The organism is Reyranella soli (genome assembly GCF_007992495.1).
Taxonomy (GTDB): Bacteria; Pseudomonadota; Alphaproteobacteria; order Reyranellales; family Reyranellaceae; genus Reyranella; species Reyranella soli.
Window position 1 is genome coordinate 65,772 of record NZ_BKAJ01000031.1, and the last position, 17,998, is coordinate 83,769.

Here is a 17,998-nt window from a genome sequence, read left to right on the forward strand (position 1 = left end):
GTTTCCGTCGGTATCTCGCCTGCCACCGGATACATCCAGTGACAATCCCATCCGCGGCCCGTCGCGTCACGGTCGCTACGCTGTGCGACAGGAAATGAACCGAAGCACAGCGCAGGACCCCTCGACATGTCTCTTCAAACGCGTTTCTTGCAAGCGGTCGCAGCATCGATGGCCGCGTTCGCGGCCGGCGGCTCGCCCGCCCATGCCCAGCCGATGAACGATCCCTTCGCCACCAGGGGCAAGGGCGAGGAATGGGCGGTGACGGCGGGTGCCGGCGCGGCGCTGCGGCCGACCTACGAAGGCAGCGACCGCTATTTCGTGACGCCGCTCCCGGTCGTCAGCGTCGTGTGGCGGGACATGGTCTCGCTCGACCTGTCCGGCCTCAACGCCTACTGGCGTTTCGACGGGCTGCAGGTCGGCGGCGGTCTTACCTTCAATCTCGGCCGGACGCAGAACTCCGGCGTGTTCTCCCCAGGCGATTCGCGGCTCAACGGTCTCGGCGACATTCCCGCGGCGCTGGGCTTCCGCGGCTTCGTCAACTACCGGCTGGGGCCGGTCATGCTCGGCACGGTGCTGACCAAGTTCGTCGCCGACGGCAACGACGGCCTGCTGATCGACGCCAGCATCGGGGTGCCCTGGCGCATCGACGACCGGTTGACGGTCATGGGCCGCTTGTTCACGACCTGGGCGGACTCCTCTTATACGCAGACCTATTTTGGCGTGAACGCCACGCAATCGGTGAACTCGGGCTATGCGATCTACAGCGCCGGCTCGGGGCTGAAGAACGTCGGGCTGGCGATCGGCGCCACCTATAAGCTCGGGGCGAACTGGACGGCTTCCGCCAACGCGCAGGTGACTCAGCTTCTGGGCTACGCCGCCGGCAGCCCCTACACCTTCTCCGACACCGGCGTCATGCTGATCACAACGCTGGCCTATCGCTTCTGACCGATGGCGCTCGCGGCGTACCGGCTCCTGATGACATAGCCGGTGGCGCGGAACATCGAATCGGCGTTGATCTTGCGGGCGACCACCGGATCGCCATTGGGATCGGTGGTCAGGACCAGCGCCGTGATCTCCGCGCCGCACGAGCGCGCCACTCGTGCGCCCATTTCCGCCGAATCGGTCGCGCCGTCGTCGATCATCACGACCGTCCACTTGAGGCAGGAATCGCGCGCGGTGTAGGCGCCATCGACTTTGTCGATAGGGTAGTCCTCCTCGAACAACGCCACCATGGAGTTGCACGAAGCGAGGGTTGTGGCCGCGATGGCGATCGCGATCCGGCTGAGCCACATCGGAAACAAGATCAGTCACTCCTATGAAACAGAAGGACCGCGCCTCCGTCACCATCGCCAAGCTTGGGGCAGGCGATCGTGCGGAAGCGCGGTCCCCAGTCCGCCGGCGCGCATGGGGGACGGCACCGGCGGCTCCAGTCACCGGCCAAGGGGAGAGAACGCGGCCGGTGGGAGGTCAGAGGATCATCGGTGGCGGCACCGCGCGATCGATGATCTCGCGCTGCGCCGGCGACAGTCCTTCGTAGAGCTTCAGCAAGGGCGCGCTGATGCGCTGCAGGCCCTGGCGCCGCGCCGTGAGATGCCGGTCGGCGAGCGACAACGCCTGCGTCAGGCCGGGCTTGTCCGGCTCGCCGGGCAGGGCTGCACAGTCGGTGCGCGCCGCCGCCGTTGTTTCGCCGACGGCAGCCTCGATGTCGCGCCACAGCGACGCTTGTGCCGGCGTGAGATCGAGGCGCTGGCGCAGGTACGCGAAGTAGCCCGCACGCAGCGCGCTCATCTCGAGGCAGGCTTCCTGCGGCGACGGCATCGCGCCGCCGGCCAGGAACGGTGGCGGCATCATCGGCGGCGGAAGCGGCGCGGCAAACGGCATGCCCGGCGGCATGCCGGGCGGCAAACCCGGCGGCATGCCCGGGGCCAGGGTCTGTCCCAATGACGACGCCGCGCCGACGACCAGCGCCGCGGCTGCCGTAAACAAGGTCATGTGTTTCTTCAACATGGTCGATCTCCTGATCCTACTTCGAGAGCATGCCCGCGGTTTCGAGCGCCGAGCGGCAGGCGGGCTTGAGCTGCTTGGCGTTGCCTTGGATGCAGGCCTTCATCTTCTGCGGGCCTGCGGCGTCGGTGCAGAGCTTGGCCATGTCTTCCTCGCAGAGCTCGCGCACGCTGGCGGATGGCCGTTGCGGTTGCTGCTGGGCCGTGACGGTCCACGTCGTCGAGGCGACCAGCAGCAGGCCGACGGCGGCCACGATGAGGGCGATCGTGTCTTGCAGGGGCGTCATGTCGTGTACTCCAGACGATGTCCCGCGCCGGCGTGCGGGACGGGAGAATCTCCCTGCCGGCTTCCGACGATGCGCCCGTCCTCCATTTCGAGGATTCTGTCCGCAAGGTCGAAGACGCGATTGTCGTGGGTGACCATCAGCACGGTGGCGCCGCGCTCACGGGCGACGCGGCGCATCAGCGCCACCACGTCGTGCCCGGTCTGGCGGTCGAGTGCCGCCGTCGGCTCGTCGGCCAGGACCAGCGTCGGTTCGCTCACCAGCGCCCGGGCGATCGCCACGCGCTGGCGCTGGCCGCCGGAGAGCTGGTCCTGGCGCTTGGTCGCATGATCTTCGAGGCCGACCACGGCCAGGATGCGACGGCAGCGCTCGTCGGCGTCGGCCGGCAGGCCGCGACCCTGCGCCTCCAGGCCCATGCGCACGTTCTCCAGCGCCGTCAGCGAGCGGTGCAGGTTGTGCGACTGGAAGATGAAGCCGCAGTTGCGCCGGTTGGCGATCAGGCCGGCTTCGTCGGCGCCCAGAAGCTCGCGCCCGGCGATGCGCACCGAGCCCTGCTGCACCGAGCGCAGCCCGCCCACCAGGGTCAGCACCGTGGTCTTGCCGCAGCCTGACGGGCCCATCAGGAACACCACCTCGCCGGGCAGGATCGTGAGATCGAGGTCGAACAGCACCTGGCGGCGCGTCGCGCCGCTGCCGTAACTGTGCGACAGGCCCGCGATCACGACCACCGGTTGGCTCGAGGCCGGCATCAGAACACGTCCGCCGGGTCGGCCTTGGCGACCCGGCGCATGGCGATGGCGCCGGAGATCACGCACAGGGCAACCGCGAGGAACAGCACCAGCAGCAAGCGCTCCAGCGTCATGGCGATCGGCATGGTGAGGGTGGAGCGCACGAGGGCGTAGAGCGCGAGGGAGATGCCAAGTCCCGGGATGAAGCCCGCGACCGAGAGGATCAGCGACTGCTCGAAGACCACGCCGAGCAGTGCCCGGTTGGTGAAGCCCATGGCCTTGAAGGTGGCGTATTCGGCCATATGGTCGTGCACGTCGGCCGACAGGATCTCGACCACGATGACCAGGCCGACCAGCATGCCGATCACCGCGCCGAAGCTGAAGATGAAGGCGATCGGCGATTCTTGCTGGATGCGGATCTTGGAGTGCTCGATGAACTTCTCCATGGTCATCGCCATCGTGTCGTCGTAGCCACCAAGCCGCGCGCGGATCGCCGCGGCCACCGCCTCGGCGTCGCGGCGGGCCTCGACGCGGACCAGCCCGACGCTGGGCGCGCCCGGATTGCGGTTGATGGCGAACTCGAAAAAGCTCTGGTCGGACACGATCAGCGCGCCCTCGGCGCCGAAGGTCGAGCCCATCTGCATGGTGTCGACCAGGGTCACGGTGCGGCCGCCCAGCTCGGTCTGGGGCCGCTCGCCGCGCTCGATGGCGGCGCGGAAGGCGGTATAGTCGCCGCGCGTCTGGCGGTCGAACAGCGCGGCGCCGGTCTCGACCAGAAGATGCTGCTTGGCCGTGATCTCGGGATCGCGGAAGGCCTTGAAGTCGGGCCGCACGCCCAGCAGCAGCATCGCGCCGCGCTCGCCGCGGTCGTTGCTGGACTGCTTGATCCAGTCGCGCGACGTCACATAAAGCGCCTCGGCGTCGGCCACGCCCGGCGTGCTCAGCGCCTGCAGCAGCCGGGCGCGCGGGAAGGTGCCGGGATTGGCGAAGTCGCGCGCCTTCGACGACACCAGCACGATGTCGGCGTTGAGCTGGCGATGGATCATGACCGTCGAGTCGAACAGCATGTTCATGAAGCCGAGCTGCATGAAGATCAGCAGCACGGCGAAGGCGACGCCCGCCGTGGCGACCGCCAGCCGTCCCTTGCTGTGGACGAGCTGCTTCCAGCCGAGGGGCGTACGGCGTCTAATCGGCACGGGACGACTGCTGGTTGGCACGGCCGGTGGCCAGCCCTGTCCGCTCGATGGCGACGCGCACCTGCAGGTTGGTGAGGTTGGCGACACGTGCCGACGAGGCGGAATCGAGTCGGACGAAGATCTCGACGACACGCGAATCAAGCACCGCGGCGGGATCCTCGCGGATGATGCTCTGCGTGCCGACGGCGCGGCCGATGCGATCGACGACGCCGCGCAGCGCGCCGTCGAGCGACCGCGACGTGATCGCCGTGGGCTGGCCCACGGTGACGCCCGCGATATCGGCCTCGAACACCTCGGCGCGCACCATCATGGTCGAGATGTCGCCCATCTCGGCGAAGCCGTCCGAGCCGAGCTGCTGGCCGAGCCGGGCATAGAGCCGCAGGATCGTGCCGTCGATCGGCGCGGTCAGCCGCGATTGCGCATGGTCGGCGCGCGCCTTGTCCGCCGCGGCCTGGGCGGCAGCGAGTTCGGCGCGGGCCACCGCTTCCTCCAGGCGCCAGCCATTGCCGTCGCGTACCTGCACCCGCTCGAGCGCCAACCTGGAGCTCTCGAGCTTGCGGTCGGCCGACGCCAGCGCCAGGCGCTTGTCGATCAACGCTGGATCGCTGTAGACGCCGGCCTTGATGAATTGACCGTAGCGGTCGAACTCCCATTTCGCGCGGTCGCGTTCGGCCACCTGCTGCTCGACGGCCGAGGCGAGACTCTTCTCGGTGTTGTCGAGCTCCGAAAGCTTCTGGGCGAGCTGCGCCTGCTTCATCGACGCATTGGCCTCGGCCTGGCTGAGCGCCGCGGCGAGCCGCGGCTCGGTGTCGAGCACGGCGAGGACTTGGCCGCGCGCCACCTGCTGTCCCTCGGCGACGGCGAGTTCGGCGATGCGGCCGCTGGCCTCACTGCCGGTCGGGCCGGCCAGGCGCAGCACGCGGCTTACCGGCTCGACGCGGCCCAGCGCCACGACGACGTTGTCGGCGGCGTCGCCGGCGGGCCGCACCAGGAAGCGCTGCGGTGAGGACGGCACGCTGGCCGGCGCATTGGCCCGCGACGATACGACCAGAGCCACCGCCAGCAGGGCGAGGCCCGCGGCGAGGATGGGGAAGACTTTGAGGGGGATCCGCATGCGTTGCATGTGGCATCGCTATAAGACAGCGCCGCGCCGGCTGCGGTTAAGAGTTGTTTCGTCCGGTATCTGCCGTCAGCCCAGTTACACGCCGTTACAAAACCCCGTGGCGAAGGCCGGTCCGCCGTGATGTAAGGGGCCATGATGCGCACGCCGCACATCCTGGTCGTCGAGGACGACCGCGAGATCCGGACCATGGTTTCTCGTTTCCTGCAGAAACAGGGCTACCGCGTCACGCAGAGCGAGGACGCGCGCTCGATGGACAAGGCACTGGCTGGGGCCAGCATCGACCTCGTCCTGCTCGACATCATGCTGCCGGGCGGCGAGGACGGGCTCAGCATCTGCCGGCGCCTGCGCGCGAGCTCCTCGGTGCCGATCATCATGCTGACCGCGGCCGGAGATACGACCGCGCGCGTTGTCGGCCTCGAGATGGGCGCCGACGACTACATCGCCAAACCCTTCGATCCGCAGGAGCTCGCCGCGCGCACCAAGGCGGTGCTGCGCCGCGCGGCGGCGCTGCCGGGTCGTCTCGAGCAACCGATGGCGGCGCTCAGCTTCGACGGCTGGCGCATCGAGCCCGTGCAGCGCGAGCTGCATGCGCCCGACGGCGCGCGCGTCACCTTGACCGGCGCGGAATTCGACCTGCTGCTCGCCTTCTGCCGACATCCGCAGCGGACGCTGAGCCGCGACCAGCTCCTCGACCTCAGCCAGGGCCGCGGCGGCGGTCCGCTCGATCGCGGCATCGACATCCTGGTGAGCCGCATCCGCCGCAAGATCGAGACCAATCCGCGCGACCCGCGCCTGATCAAGACCGTGCGTACCGGCGGCTACATCTTCACGCCGCCCGTCTTCACGCTGCCCGTCGAGGCAGGATGAACCGCCTCTGGCGCCTGCTCGCGCTCGACCGCATCGCCGGCCAGATCCGCGCGCTGCTGGTGGTGGCGATCGTCGCCGGCTCCAGCGTGGTGGCGGTGACCTTGTTGCTGGTGCTGTCTGAGCCGGATTACCCGGAGGCGGCGACGATGGTTCCAGTGCGCGTCGCCACGCTGGTGGCGACGCTCGAGAACCTGCCGCGGCCTTTGCGCGCCGAGGTAGCCGCGTCGTTGCGCGACGACAGGGTGCGGCTCAGCCTCGACGGTCGACCGCCACCTGGCCTCGGTGAACCGGCCCCGGAGCTCGAAATCCTCAAGACGCTGGTCGCGCGCAACCTTCCGGCCAACAGTCGACTGGTGTCGATCGTCGAGGAACGGCGGGGTGTCGCCGCCATCGTGGTGCAGTTGGCAGATGGCCAGCTCGTCACCATCGAGACAGGCTACAGCAAGATCGCCCTGCTGCCGTTGCCCCTGCTGGGGCCGTTGATCCTGCTCGTGATCTCGGTCGTGCTGCTCTCGATCTGGGCGGCCCATCAGGTTGCCGCCCCGCTCAGCCGCTTCGCCGCCGCGGCCGACCAGTTCGGCGGCGATGTCGGGGGGCCGCCGCTCGACGAGCGCGGACCGGCCGAGATTCGCCGCGCCTCGCACGCCTTCAACCGCATGCGCGAGCGCATCGGCCGGCTGATCGAGGACCGCACCAACCTTTTGCTGGCGATCAGCCACGACCTCAGGACGCCTCTGACGCGGCTCAGGCTGCGCATCGCCGAGCTGGCCGCGACAGACGAAGCCCTCAAGGCCCGCACGCTGGACGACATCGCGACCATGGAAGGCAGCATCACGGCCGCCGTCACCTATCTGCGCGAAGGCACGAATGAGGAAGCCACGGAACGCGTCGAGCTCGCCTCCATGCTGACGACGATCTGCGATCAGTTCGCCGATTCGGGCCATCCGATCGACTATGTCGGCCCACAGCGGCTTGTCGTCGCCTGCCGGCCACGCGCCGTCGATCGCGCGGTGACGAACCTTGTAGACAACGCGACCAAGTACGCCCCGCACGTCCGGCTGGTCCTGTCGCAGGAGGAGGGGGTGGTCTGCATCGAAGTCCAGGACGATGGGCCGGGCATCCCCGACGATGAGAAGCCGCGCGTTGTAAAGCCCTTCTACCGGAGCGATCCGGCGCGCCAGGAAGTGCGCGGCTTCGGGTTGGGGCTGGCGATCGTGAGCAGCATCGTGCAGGCCGAAGGCGGCACGCTGGCCCTGCTCGACAATGCGCCGCGTGGCCTGCGGGCGCGCATCACGCTGCCGGTGTCGTGACGCGTCGATCCGTCGATCTTCAGCCAGCTCTTCGTCCTGCCCCCGTCTTACGGGGGAGGATACAGGAGGGGGGAAAGCCGCAAAGACGATCTCTCCGCAGAAGAGATCATGATCTGAAACTGGTCCACACCGATCATGGTGGCCTGCCCCCTCCCTACCCTCCCCCGTATGACGGGAGAGGAGGAGCACATGCCCGTCAAATTAGTTTGCCCTCAAATAGTTTGACTCCCGACTAATTCGCCCTATCGTCGCGGGATGGCGCGTCGTTCCGCCGAGAAGCTCAAGATCGTGCCGCAGCCCGAGCCGGCGCTGCCGCGGGACATCGACTTCGGCTGGCTCGGCGGCACCGTCGGGCTCCATCTGCGGCTGGCGCAGGAGGTGGCCTTTCAGGCCTTCGCTCGCCGGGCCGACGGCGCCGATGCCAGTCCGTGGCGCTTTGCGGTGCTGTTCCTGATCGATGCCAATCCCGGCCTGACGCAGGGCGACCTCGCCGCCGCCATCCGCCGCAACACGTCGAGCCTCACGCCCGTGCTCGATGACCTCTGCCGATCGGGCTACGTGGTCCGTGAGCGCCTGGAGAGCGATCGGCGGGCCTACACGCTCACCCTCACGCCGGCCGGCCAAGCGGCCATGGCCGAGCTGATGGCGAGCGCCGTCGCGCACGAGCGCGAGATCGACCGGCTGGTCGGCCGCGCGAACCGGGCCGAGTTCATGCAGATCCTGAAGCGGATCATCGGCGGGCTCGGGAAGGACGACCATCGATGATCAAGCCCTGGCTGTTCGAGTTCTTCCCGGAGCTCGGCGACGAGGCGCGGGATCCGGCGCCGGCCGACATGGCGGGCTATTTCACGCGCTATCTCGACCTGTGGACGCGCGACGAGGCGCTGGGCTTCGAGGGCATCTTCTTCAGCGAGCATCATTTCGGCGGCTCGTTCTCGGCCTCGCCGAACCTGCTGATTTCTGCCGTCGCCATGCGCACGCAAAGGCTGAGGCTCGGCGTGATGGGCGTGGTGCTGCCCTATTACCATCCGGCACGCGTCGTCGAGGAGATCGGCCTGCTCGACCATCTGACAGGAGGGCGACTCGAGGTCGGCACCGCCGTCGGCGTGCCGCAGGAGCTGGCGCGCCTCGGCATGACGATGGAGGAGGCGCGAGAGCGCAGCGACGAGATCGTCGAGGTGATCGACGCCGCCCTCGCCAAACGAGTGGTCTCGCACCAGGGAAAGCACTTCTCGTTTGCGAACCTGCGCCTCCTGCCGAGGACGCTGCAGCAGCCTTCGCCGCCGCGCTGGACTGCCGTGGTGAGCGCGGAGTCGGCGCGCCGGGCAGCGCGGCGCGGCATAAAGATCTCGACCGGCTTCAATTCCACCGCGACCATCAGGACGATCTTCGACGCCTACCGTGCGGAAGCCGACGCCGCCGGAATCGCCGCCGGTCCCGATTGCCTCGCCCTGCGCCGCCGCGTGGCCGTGGCGGCGACCGCGGGCGAGGCACAGGGCTACGCCGCCGCCGTATCGGAACGCCTGAAGAGCTTCGTGGCACAGGACTCCAGGCTGAAGCAGAGTGTTCCCGATGCGCCGCCGCCCGCCGGCGGCTTCACGATCAGCGACGAGGAGTTCATCACCGGGACGCCGGCCGAGGTCGCCGACCAGATCATCGAGCAGTGCCGCGCCGTCGGGGCCGGGCATTTCCTCGCCGTCCTGCATTGGGGCGCCCCGATCGACGAAGTGACGGCAGCCCACGAGTTGTTTGGAGGAAAGGCCATCCCGATCCTGCGGACGGCTTGAAGCAATTAAAAGACAGGAGGACGCCCATGTGGATCGCGCGTTGTCTGACAGCGTTATTGGCCCTGGTCGCGTTCGTCGTCCCTGCAGCAGCAGAGGATTATCCCGCCAGGCCCATCCGCATCATCGTGCCGACCGCGCCCGGCGGCATGGCCGACATCCTCGCCCGCTACTATGCCCAGAAGTTCGGCGAGAAGATCAAGCAGCCGGTCATCGTCGAGAACAAGACCGGCGCGGGCGGCGTGATCGCGGCGGACTACGTCGCCAAGTCACCGGCCGACGGCTACACGATCTATGTCGGCTTTCACGCGACGAACGCCATCCTGCCGACGCTCGATCCCAAGCTGCCCTACAACGCAGCCAAGGATTTTGCGCCCATCATCCACCTCGCCAACCTGCCCAACGTGCTGGTGGTCAATTCCAAGGTCGAGGCGACGTCGGTCAAGGAACTGGTCGAGCTCGCCCGATCGAAGCCCGGCACGTTGAGCTATGCCTCGCAGGGGATCGGCTCGAGCGGTCACATCGCGGGCGAGCAGTTCCGGCTCCTGACCAAGACCGACGTCGTGCACGTGCCATACAAGGGCGCGGCGCCGGCGTTGCAGGACCTCATCGCCGGCCGCGTGGCGATGATGTTCGACATCGTGCCGTTCGCGCTCCAGCACATCCGCGACGGCAGCGTGCGCGGCCTCGGTATTGCCGCGCCACAGCGCGTCGCCGTGCTGCCGGACATCCCGACCATGGGCGAGGCCGGCTATCCGGGTATCGAGGGCGGCGCATGGTTCGCGCTGTTTGCGCCGGCCGGCACGCCGCCTGCCGTCATCGACATCCTGAACAAGGCGGGTCGCGATGCTTTCAATGCCCCGGACGTGCGCGACAAGCTCGAGCCGCGCGGCGTCGTCCTCGTCCTGGGGACGCCGGCGGAGCTCGGCGCCTGGGTCGCGGCTGACACCGAGCGCTGGGCGAAGGTGATCCGCGAGGCCGGGATCAAGCTGGAGTAGACCGCAGGCATGGCGTTCGCGATCAAAGCCGAGGTCCATGATGCGCGGGCGAAGACGTTCGCTTTCGTCGCGCAGAAGACGATGTATGGCGGCAAGCATGTCGCCGAAGGCGACACGATCTTCGTGTTCGCGAGCGAGAACGAGGGCGGACAGGGCCTGATCGCGCGCGGCGTCGTCACGTCGGCCGAGCCGGTCGCGAAAAAGCGCGGTATCGCCCGGCAGACGCCGAGGGTGACCCTTTCCATCAAGCGCACCGCACTCGCGCGCCGCCCGCTCGGACGGCGCGAGCTCAGGAGCCTCAGCGACTGGAATGACGGCAAGCCGGGGACCGAGCTCAACTTCAAGCTCTATCGTCAGGCGACGAACAAGATCGTCGGCCTTTCGGATGAGGCGGCAGCATTCCTGGCGTCGTTCTTTCAGCCCTGATGTCATGCCAGCACTGCTGGCGCCGATGCTCGACCCCGACCAGTTTTTGCGCCGTTTAGCCCCTTATGGGACGCAAAAATAGAACCGTAGTTGACTCGAAAGATCACTTGAGTTATTTCTATTCGGCGCTCGTTTCCCAGCGAGCTCTGCTCTTTGCATCGTTCATCCGATACCTATCGCGCTCGGCGGCAGCCGGGCCGGCCTGCCCTGTCGAGCGAAAACCAATATCTAGACTTGCGTAACCATCGATGTTCGCCGGCAAGCCCCACGGATAGTGGATCGGCTTCCGAAAACCACAACGAAAGGACCGGCGGAAATTCCGATAATGCCGATAAATCCCCGAACCAATGCCGGCAGGGCAAGCACCTGCCTCTCGACTAAGGAGAGTCGCGGCAACCTCAATCGAGGGTCGCGCCGGTCTTCTTGACGATGGGCTCCAGCCGCACGAGGTCAGTGGCCAGCATCCTGGCCAACTCGTCCGGCGTGCTGGAGGCGGGTTCGGCGCCCAGTGCAATCACGCGCTCGCGCATCGCCGGCGTTGCCAGGATGGCAATCAACGCGGTGTTCAGCTTGTCGACGATCGCCGGCGGCGTACCCGCCGGGGCGAAGAGGCCGTGCCATCCGGACGCCGCCTCGACGCCCTGGATGCCGTGCTCGGCCAGCGTCTTGATCTCGGGCAGCGCCGGCAGGCGGTTGGGCCCGATGACGGCCAACGCCTTCAGGCGTCCGGCCTGGATATGCGACATTGTCGTGGCCGAATCGAACATGTAGTCGATCTGGCCCGACAGCAGATCGTTCACCGCCGGTGCCAAGCCCTTGTAGGGCACATGGTTGGTTTCGATACCGGCGGTCGTGTTGAAGAGCTCCGAGGCGATCTGGATCAGGCTGCCGCTGCCGGCCGAGCCGTAGTTCAGGGTCCTTGGCTTGGCCTTGGCCAGCGCGATGAAGGCCTCGACCGAGTCGACGCCGAGCTTGGGATGCACCACCAGGATGAAGTTGGTGCGCGCCGTCAGAACGACCGGCGTAAAACTCTTGACCGGGTCGAAGGGCAGGGACTTGTAGAGGAACGGATTGAGATTGAGCGTGCTGCCGCCGGTGGCGAGGAGCGTGTAGCCATCCGGTGCGGCGTTGGCCACCGCGGCGGCGGCAATGTTGCCGTTGGCGCCCGGCTTGTTGGCGATCACGACCGGCTGGCCGAGCTGCTGCGACAGCTGCTCGCCATAGGCGCGGGCGATGGTGTCGATCGAGCCGCCGGCCGACACCGACACGACGATGTTGATCGGCTTGGTCGGGTAGGCGGCCTGGGCGCCCGATGGCCGGGTGATGGCGAACGGCGTTGCGGCCAGCACTCCGAGAAGGTGTCGACGATTCATGACGGTGTACTCAACGCTCGAGGAAGTCGGCGAGCAGCGCGTTGAAGGCCTGCGGCTGCTCGAGATAGAGGGCGTGGCCGGCGCCGGCGATCACATGCACGGTGGCGCCTGGCCAATGGCCGGCAATCTCGCGGTTGCGCGCCGGCGGCGTGATGACGTCGGCGTCGCCGAAAATCACCTGCCCTGGCATGGCGGCGGGCAGGCGGGTGATGTCGGCCACGATGTCGCCCGTCGACAGCATGCGCGCCGCCTGGGCATAGCCATCGGGATGCACCGATCCCATCGTGTCGACCAGCTTGGCCAGAGCCTCCGGCGGCGCAGCCGGTCCCAAGAGCCGAGGCGCGCGCTTCTCGGCCATGCCTTGCGGCCCAAGGCTGGCCACATCCTGCAGCCGTTGGTCCAAGAGCTTGCGGCGCTCGGCTTCGGGCAGATGCGAATGGCCGCCTGCGATGCTGCACAAGGTGAGCGACCGCACGCGGCCGGGATGGCGCGCCGCGAAGGCCGCTGCCATCAGGCAGCCCAGCGAATGGCCGAGCAGGTGGAACTCACTGACGCCGCGCTCGCGCAGGAACCGCTCCAGCGCGGCGGCATAATCGGCGGCGGTCGGATGCGCCATCGGCAGCGCCTCGGATGCGCCGTAGCCCGGCGCGTCCCAGGCGAGCACCCGCCAGTGTGAGGAGAAGGCGTCGAGCTGGGCGGCGAAGGAACGCGCCGCCGAGCCGATGCCATGCAGCAGGACCAGGGGCGTGCCCTGGCCCTTTTCGAGATACGCGATACTCACGCGGCGACGAACGCGACAGGCTGCGGCTTGGGCGAACCGATCACCATGGTGAACTGGGCGTCGGCCACGCCGTCATTGCGGAAGTAGTGCGGCCGGCCGGCCGGATTGAACATCAGGTCGCGCTCACCCAACCGGCGCTCGACCACCTCGCCGTTCTGCTCCCAGCCGACGGTGAGCGTGCCGCCCAGGACGAAATAGACATCCTCGACCTCACGCACATAGGGCTTGATCGCCACGCCGCGCGGCAGATGGATCATGTCCATGCTGTAGGTGCTGGCCGGGGCGCCGCCCTCGCCGATATAGGTGAGCCGCGCGAAGCCAGCCTTCTCCCACTGCGGCTGGCGGTCGCGATGCCGCACCACCTGTTTGGCGATCTCCTGGTGGCGCCAGTCGGCGCTGTCCGGCGCGAGCAGCTGGATCTTGTCGGCGCTGGGCGCGCCGAACCGCCGCGACAGTTCCAGGTCCTTGTCCTTGGGATGGCAGACATGGACCGGCATCTCGGGCGTGCCGCTGCCGACCGTGATCTGCATCAGCACCGGCTCGACGCCGTCGTTGCGGAAGCCGTGCGGCCGGCCGCTCTTGTTCAGCAGCATGTCCTTGGGCCCGAGCTTCACCTCGACCACCTCGTCGCCCCACACCGTGCCGACGGTCAGCACGCCCTGCAGCACGAGGAAATGCTCGACGACCTCGTGCGCGTGGCTGGCCGCAAACTTGCCGACGGGCTGGTTAACCAGGCTGAAGGTGAAATGCTCGGCCTTCATCGTGCTGGGATCGTTGGTCTTGGGCGACCCACCGGCGCCGATGTAGCGCAGCTGAGCCCGCGACAGGTCGGGAAAGCCGCGGCTCGCCGGGAAGGCGTCCCAGTCGAACGTCTTTTCGGTGAACAGGCCGGCATGGGCCCTCATCTCGGCAGCGAGAGCGCTTTGCTTGGGCAGGTTGGTGTCAGGCATGAGACGTCCTCCGTCTAAAAATGGTCGATCAGTTCTTGCGTGCCAGCCAGCGCGAGATCTCGCCGGCTGCCTCGACAACGGCATCCTTGAGCTCGCCGTGAATCGCCTGCTCCTCGAGGGCAGCGGCATTGACGGCGGTGATGTTGATGGCGGCCACGATACGGTCGCCGTCGCGCACCGGGGCGGCGATGGCGCTTACTCCCTCCTCGAAGAAGGCCTGGCTGACCGCATAGCCCAGCGCGCGGTCGCGCTGCAGGTGCTCCTTCAGCGCCTTGAGGCTGGTCGGGGTCTGCTTGGTGAAGCGCTGCATGGTGTAGCCGCGGAACAGCGCCGCCAGCTCCTTGTCATCCATGTCGAGGATGGCCATGCGGCCCATGACGGTCGCATGCACCGGAAAGCGCGTGCCGATGTTGACGCTGCTCGTGATGGTGCTGCGCGCCGGGAAGCGCGAGACGTAGACGATCTCGCGCCCGTCGCGGATCGCCATGTGCGACGACAGCCCGGTGCTGTCGCGCAGGCGCTGCAGGATGGGCTGTGCCACTTCGACCAGGTCGAGCGACGCCAGGTAGGCGAAGCCGCCGCGCAACAGCGCCGGACCCAGCACGAACTGGCGCTTGTCTTCGCCACAGCGCAGATAGTCCATGGACTGCAGGGTCTGCAGCAGGCGGAAGACCTTGGTGCGCGGCAGCGACAGCCGGCGCGCGATCTCGGGCGCGGTGAGGCTGCGATCCTCGCCGCCGAACAGCGACAGGATGCCGAGCCCCTGGGCCAGGGCCGGCACGATGTACTTGTTCGCGGTTGGAGCGGAGCCGTTTGCCACTGTCGTTCCCATCAATTGAAGACGAAGCCGCCGTTGACCGGCACGAGCTGTCCCGTGACGAAGCCCGCGCCCGGCCCCAGCAGGTAGACCACCAGGCCGGTGACGTCGCGGGCCTCCTGCGCGCGCGGCATGGCGCGGCCCGTGACATAGAGCTGCTTGCGCTCCTCGGGCACGTACTCGGTCGCCTCGACCAGGACCAGGCCGGGCGCGATGGCGTTCACCGCGACGCCATCCGGTCCCAGCTCGCGCGCCAGCGAGCGCGTCATCGATATCACCGCGCCCTTGCTGCCGACATAGTGGAGCAGCCGCGGCGCGCCCCACAGGGCTGTGTCCGATGCCAGGTTGACGATGCGGCCGCCGAGCTTCGACTGCCGCAGCAGCGGCGCCATCGCCTTGGTCATCAGCCAGGTGCCGCGGACATTGACTGCCATGACCTTGTCCCAGGTCTCGACGTCGATCTCCTCGAACGTCTTGCCGCCGATGCCGGTGGCGATGGCGCCGTTGTTGACCAGTCCGTCGATCGTCCCGCAGCGCCGGCCGACCTCGGCGCCGAACGCCTCGATCGAGTGCGGATCGCCGAGGTCGACGGCCAGGAACTCGGCCTTGGCGCCCTCGGCGCGCAGGGCAGCGGCCGTGGCCTCGCCCCAGTCGGCGCGGATGTCGGCGACCAGGATGCGCTCGGCCTCGGCGGCGGCGCAGGCTTCGGCGAAGGCGCGGCCCAGGCCGCGGCCGGCGCCGGTGATCAGGATGGTGCGACCTTGCAGGCTCATGTGTTGAGTCTCGCGCGCGCCGGCAGGTAGTGCAGCACGCGCGCTTCCACCGCCACGACCAGGCCGTAGAGCACGATGCCGATCAGGGTCAGCATGATGATGGTGACGAACACCTTGCCCGTCTCGCCGGCACCCTCGGCGAAGGTCAGCAGGTAGCCCAGCCCGGTGTTGCCGCCGACCAGCTCGCCCACCAGCACGCCAATCACGGCCAAGGTCGAGGCGATGCGCAGGCCGGCGAACAGCGGCGGCATGGCAGCCGGGAACTCGATCTTCCAGAACACCTGGAAGCGGTTGGCGGTGAAGGATTTGGCCAGTCGCACGATGTCCGGATCGAGGGCGCGCACTGCCCCCAGCACGTTGATCATCACCGGGAAGAAGACGATCAGGATGCAGACCAGGATCTTCGGGTAGACCGTGTAGCCGAACCAGATGATGAACAAGGGCGCGAAGGCCACCTTGGGGGCGATCTGCAGCGCCAAAATATAAGGTGACAGCACAAACTCGGCCGTCGGCGACATGCCGAGCACGAAGCCGCAGACGATGCCCAGCATGACGCCCAGCACGAAGCCGACGCCGACCTGCATCGCCGTGATGCCGGTGTGATAGAGCAGCCGATCACGCGCCAGCATGCGCAGGAACTCCTGCCACACCTCGCTGGCCGAGGGCACGATGAACGGCGGAATGCCGAGCGCGCCCGGGGCCCATTGCCAGGCCGCGAGGAAGACGATGAACAGCAGGATGCTGCCCACCGTCATCTGTCGCAGGCCGGGTTGCAGCAGAGTCATTTGACGAACTGGTTGGTGTAGAGGTCCTTGACCGGCGTCTTGGCCTTGACCAGACCTTCCTTGACGTAGAAGTCCTGCAGCGCCGACAGCCGCCCCTCGTCCATCTCGCCCAGCACCTTCTGGCCGCCATAGACGTACTGATTGTAGAGCTTGAAGGAGAGCGCCACGAAGTCCTCCTTGCCGGCGAGCTCGGGCGTCGCCTTGACGAAATCGGCGGCGGCAGAGTTGGGATCGGCCATGATGTCCTTCATGCCCTTGAGCGTGGCGCGCACCACCTTCTCGACGAGCTGCGGCTTCTTCTGGATCGTCTCGTCGGAGGCGACGATCGCCTGGGCCATGCTCTTGAACAGCTGGTCGGAGGGAATGACCTCGATGGCCTTCTTTGCCATCATCACCTGCGCCGTCCAGTCGGGCGTCGAGGCGAAGGCGTCGGCCTGGCCCGCGAGGAACAGCTTCCACACGTTCACCGGCCCCGCCGCCTGCGCATTGACGTCGTCCTTGGTCATGCCCTGGCTCGCCAGCATGCCGAGCAGGGCGAAGTAGGTCGTGTCCTGGTAGGACAGCACGGTGATGGTCTTGCCCTTGAGGTCCTTGACCGTCTTGAGGCCCTTGTCCTTGTCGAGGACGAGCTGCATCAGCGCGCCGCCGCCCAGCACCGCCACGGCCTTCACCGGGATCCCGTTGGGCCGAACGATGATCGGCGTGTCGCCGATGCCGCCGCCGATCACGGCATTGCCGGCGCCGACCTGCTTGGCGACGTCGACGCCGCCCTTGCCGACCTGGAACTCGACGTCGAGCCCCTCGGCCTTGTAGTAGCCGCGCTGCTTGGCCAGCACGAACGGGCCGAAGGCTGGCAGCGACAAGGGTGCGGGCAGCAGATAGGTGATCGTCTCGGCCGACGCCGGCAACGAGCCCATCGTCAAGCCGGCGCTCACGGCGACGCCTGCGAGCGCGATACGCAATTTGGAAATCATCGACATCGAAGCCCCCTTCTTTTGTTGGCGGTTTGCCATCAGGCCGCCGCCTGATCGATCTGCAGCAGGTTCATGAGCCGGGTGATGTAGGCCGCGACCTTGGGATGCTGGCGGCGCGTCATCGGGTTGTCGCGGCCGTCGATCTCGACGGCGATCTCCTCGATGATGCGGCCCGGCCGCTGGCTCATGACCAGGATGCGGTCGGAGAGCGCGATCGCCTCGACCAGGTCGTGGGTGATGAACAGCGCCGTTTTGCGCGTCTCTGCGAGCGTGCGGCCGAGATCCTGCTGCAGCACCATCTTGGTCTGCGCGTCGAGCGCCGAGAACGGCTCGTCCATCAGCAGCACGGTCGGCTCGACCGCGAGCGTGCGCGCCAGCGCCGCGCGCTGGCGCATGCCGCCCGACAGCTGGTGCGGATAGTGGTCGACGAAGTCGGTCAGGCGGCACTTGGCCAGAAGCTCGAGTGCGCGCTGCCGGCGCTCGCCGCGCGACAGGCCCTGGATCTCCTGGCCGAGCTCGACGTTCTCGACGATGGTGCGCCACGGCAGCAGCAGGTCCTTCTGCAGCATGAAGGCCACGTGCTTGTTGGGCCGCGTCACCAGCTCGCCGTCGACGAAGACCTCGCCCTCGGAGGCGGGATCGAGGCCCGATCCCATGTTCAAAAGCGTGCTCTTGCCGCAGCCCGAGGGGCCGATCAGCGACACGACCTCGCCGTCGGCGATGGCAAGGCTCACGCCCTCGACCGCAACGACCGTGGTGCCTTGCCGGCGGTTGGTAAAGCGCTTGGTGACGTTGCGGAATTCCAGCCGCGGCGTAGCGGTCATGC

At 67.7% G+C, this 17,998-nt stretch carries 21 protein-coding genes; 7 read left to right on the forward strand and 14 right to left on the reverse strand.

Annotated elements, in window-relative coordinates:
- The first annotated feature begins 168 nt into the window (after positions 1-168).
- Complete coding sequence (locus RSO01_RS08555; RefSeq protein ID WP_170302933.1) at positions 169-945, forward strand: MipA/OmpV family protein; 777 nt, start codon at positions 169-171, stop codon at positions 943-945.
- Here RSO01_RS08555 and RSO01_RS08560 read toward each other — a convergent pair.
- The 6 genes from RSO01_RS08560 to RSO01_RS08585 all read right to left on the reverse strand — a co-directional run bounded on the left by RSO01_RS08560 (position 933) and on the right by RSO01_RS08585 (position 5,334).
- A complete protein-coding gene (locus RSO01_RS08560; protein ID WP_170302934.1) occupies positions 933-1,292 on the reverse strand; it encodes a hypothetical protein in 360 nt (119 codons plus the stop codon). The genes RSO01_RS08555 and RSO01_RS08560 overlap by 13 nt on opposite strands.
- 175 nt (positions 1,293-1,467) lie before the next feature.
- Complete coding sequence (locus RSO01_RS08565; protein ID WP_147148188.1) at positions 1,468-2,007, reverse strand: Spy/CpxP family protein refolding chaperone; 540 nt, start codon at positions 2,005-2,007, stop codon at positions 1,468-1,470.
- A gap of 16 nt (positions 2,008-2,023) precedes the next feature.
- On the reverse strand, positions 2,024-2,290 hold the full coding sequence (locus RSO01_RS08570) for a hypothetical protein (RefSeq protein WP_147148190.1): 267 nt from the start codon (positions 2,288-2,290) through the stop codon (positions 2,024-2,026).
- On the reverse strand, positions 2,287-3,036 hold the full coding sequence (locus RSO01_RS08575; protein ID WP_147148192.1) for an ATP-binding cassette domain-containing protein: 750 nt from the start codon (positions 3,034-3,036) through the stop codon (positions 2,287-2,289). Before RSO01_RS08575 ends, RSO01_RS08570 begins: the two co-directional genes overlap by 4 nt.
- Positions 3,036-4,211, reverse strand: a complete 1,176-nt coding sequence (devC, locus tag RSO01_RS08580) for an ABC transporter permease DevC (RefSeq protein WP_170302935.1) — start codon at positions 4,209-4,211, stop codon at positions 3,036-3,038. The genes RSO01_RS08575 and devC overlap by 1 nt, the downstream gene beginning before the upstream one ends.
- Entirely contained in the window at positions 4,201-5,334 is a 1,134-nt protein-coding gene (locus tag RSO01_RS08585) for an efflux RND transporter periplasmic adaptor subunit (protein WP_147148196.1), read from the reverse strand. Before RSO01_RS08585 ends, devC begins: the two co-directional genes overlap by 11 nt.
- Before the next feature lie 132 nt (positions 5,335-5,466).
- On the opposite strand from RSO01_RS08585, the gene RSO01_RS08590 reads away from it, so the two are divergent.
- From RSO01_RS08590 to RSO01_RS08615, 6 genes are all read left to right on the forward strand, one after another.
- Positions 5,467-6,201, forward strand: a complete 735-nt coding sequence (locus RSO01_RS08590) for a response regulator (protein ID WP_147148198.1) — start codon at positions 5,467-5,469, stop codon at positions 6,199-6,201.
- On the forward strand, positions 6,198-7,511 hold the full coding sequence (locus RSO01_RS08595) for an ATP-binding protein (RefSeq protein ID WP_147148200.1): 1,314 nt from the start codon (positions 6,198-6,200) through the stop codon (positions 7,509-7,511). The genes RSO01_RS08590 and RSO01_RS08595 overlap by 4 nt, the downstream gene beginning before the upstream one ends.
- 255 nt (positions 7,512-7,766) lie before the next feature.
- Positions 7,767-8,276: a MarR family winged helix-turn-helix transcriptional regulator gene (locus RSO01_RS08600; protein WP_147148202.1), complete on the forward strand. Its 510-nt coding sequence runs from the start codon at positions 7,767-7,769 to the stop codon at positions 8,274-8,276.
- Complete coding sequence (locus tag RSO01_RS08605; RefSeq protein ID WP_147148204.1) at positions 8,273-9,298, forward strand: LLM class flavin-dependent oxidoreductase; 1,026 nt, start codon at positions 8,273-8,275, stop codon at positions 9,296-9,298. The genes RSO01_RS08600 and RSO01_RS08605 overlap by 4 nt, the downstream gene beginning before the upstream one ends.
- 26 nt (positions 9,299-9,324) lie before the next feature.
- Positions 9,325-10,293 (forward strand): Bug family tripartite tricarboxylate transporter substrate binding protein, encoded by a 969-nt coding sequence (locus RSO01_RS08610; protein WP_147148206.1) that lies wholly within the window; start codon positions 9,325-9,327, stop codon positions 10,291-10,293.
- Positions 10,294-10,302: 9 nt separating this feature from the next.
- Positions 10,303-10,719: a hypothetical protein gene (locus RSO01_RS08615; protein WP_147148208.1), complete on the forward strand. Its 417-nt coding sequence runs from the start codon at positions 10,303-10,305 to the stop codon at positions 10,717-10,719.
- A 398-nt stretch (positions 10,720-11,117) separates the two neighbouring features.
- On the opposite strand, the gene RSO01_RS08620 is transcribed toward RSO01_RS08615, so the two are convergent.
- Genes RSO01_RS08620 through RSO01_RS08655 form a run of 8 tightly spaced genes read right to left on the reverse strand, consistent with a single transcriptional unit; the run spans position 11,118 to position 17,996 of the window.
- A complete protein-coding gene (locus RSO01_RS08620; protein WP_147148210.1) occupies positions 11,118-12,092 on the reverse strand; it encodes a Bug family tripartite tricarboxylate transporter substrate binding protein in 975 nt (324 codons plus the stop codon).
- A 10-nt stretch (positions 12,093-12,102) separates the two neighbouring features.
- Positions 12,103-12,873, reverse strand: a complete 771-nt coding sequence (locus RSO01_RS08625; RefSeq protein ID WP_147148212.1) for an alpha/beta fold hydrolase — start codon at positions 12,871-12,873, stop codon at positions 12,103-12,105.
- Entirely contained in the window at positions 12,870-13,823 is a 954-nt protein-coding gene (locus tag RSO01_RS08630) for a cupin domain-containing protein (RefSeq protein WP_147148214.1), read from the reverse strand. Before RSO01_RS08630 ends, RSO01_RS08625 begins: the two co-directional genes overlap by 4 nt.
- Positions 13,824-13,851: 28 nt before the next feature.
- Positions 13,852-14,643 carry an IclR family transcriptional regulator gene (locus RSO01_RS08635; protein WP_170302936.1) on the reverse strand — a complete coding sequence of 264 codons (792 nt, stop codon included), beginning with the start codon at positions 14,641-14,643 and terminating at the stop codon, positions 13,852-13,854.
- An 11-nt stretch (positions 14,644-14,654) separates the two neighbouring features.
- Entirely contained in the window at positions 14,655-15,413 is a 759-nt protein-coding gene (locus tag RSO01_RS08640; RefSeq protein ID WP_147148218.1) for an SDR family oxidoreductase, read from the reverse strand.
- Positions 15,410-16,198, reverse strand: coding sequence for an ABC transporter permease (locus RSO01_RS08645; RefSeq protein ID WP_147148220.1), 789 nt, complete (start codon positions 16,196-16,198; stop codon positions 15,410-15,412). The genes RSO01_RS08640 and RSO01_RS08645 overlap by 4 nt, the downstream gene beginning before the upstream one ends.
- A complete protein-coding gene (locus RSO01_RS08650) occupies positions 16,195-17,178 on the reverse strand; it encodes an ABC transporter substrate-binding protein (protein WP_147148223.1) in 984 nt (327 codons plus the stop codon). Before RSO01_RS08650 ends, RSO01_RS08645 begins: the two co-directional genes overlap by 4 nt.
- 32 nt (positions 17,179-17,210) lie before the next feature.
- Positions 17,211-17,996: an ABC transporter ATP-binding protein gene (locus RSO01_RS08655; protein ID WP_147148225.1), complete on the reverse strand. Its 786-nt coding sequence runs from the start codon at positions 17,994-17,996 to the stop codon at positions 17,211-17,213.
- Positions 17,997-17,998: the final 2 nt, after the last annotated feature.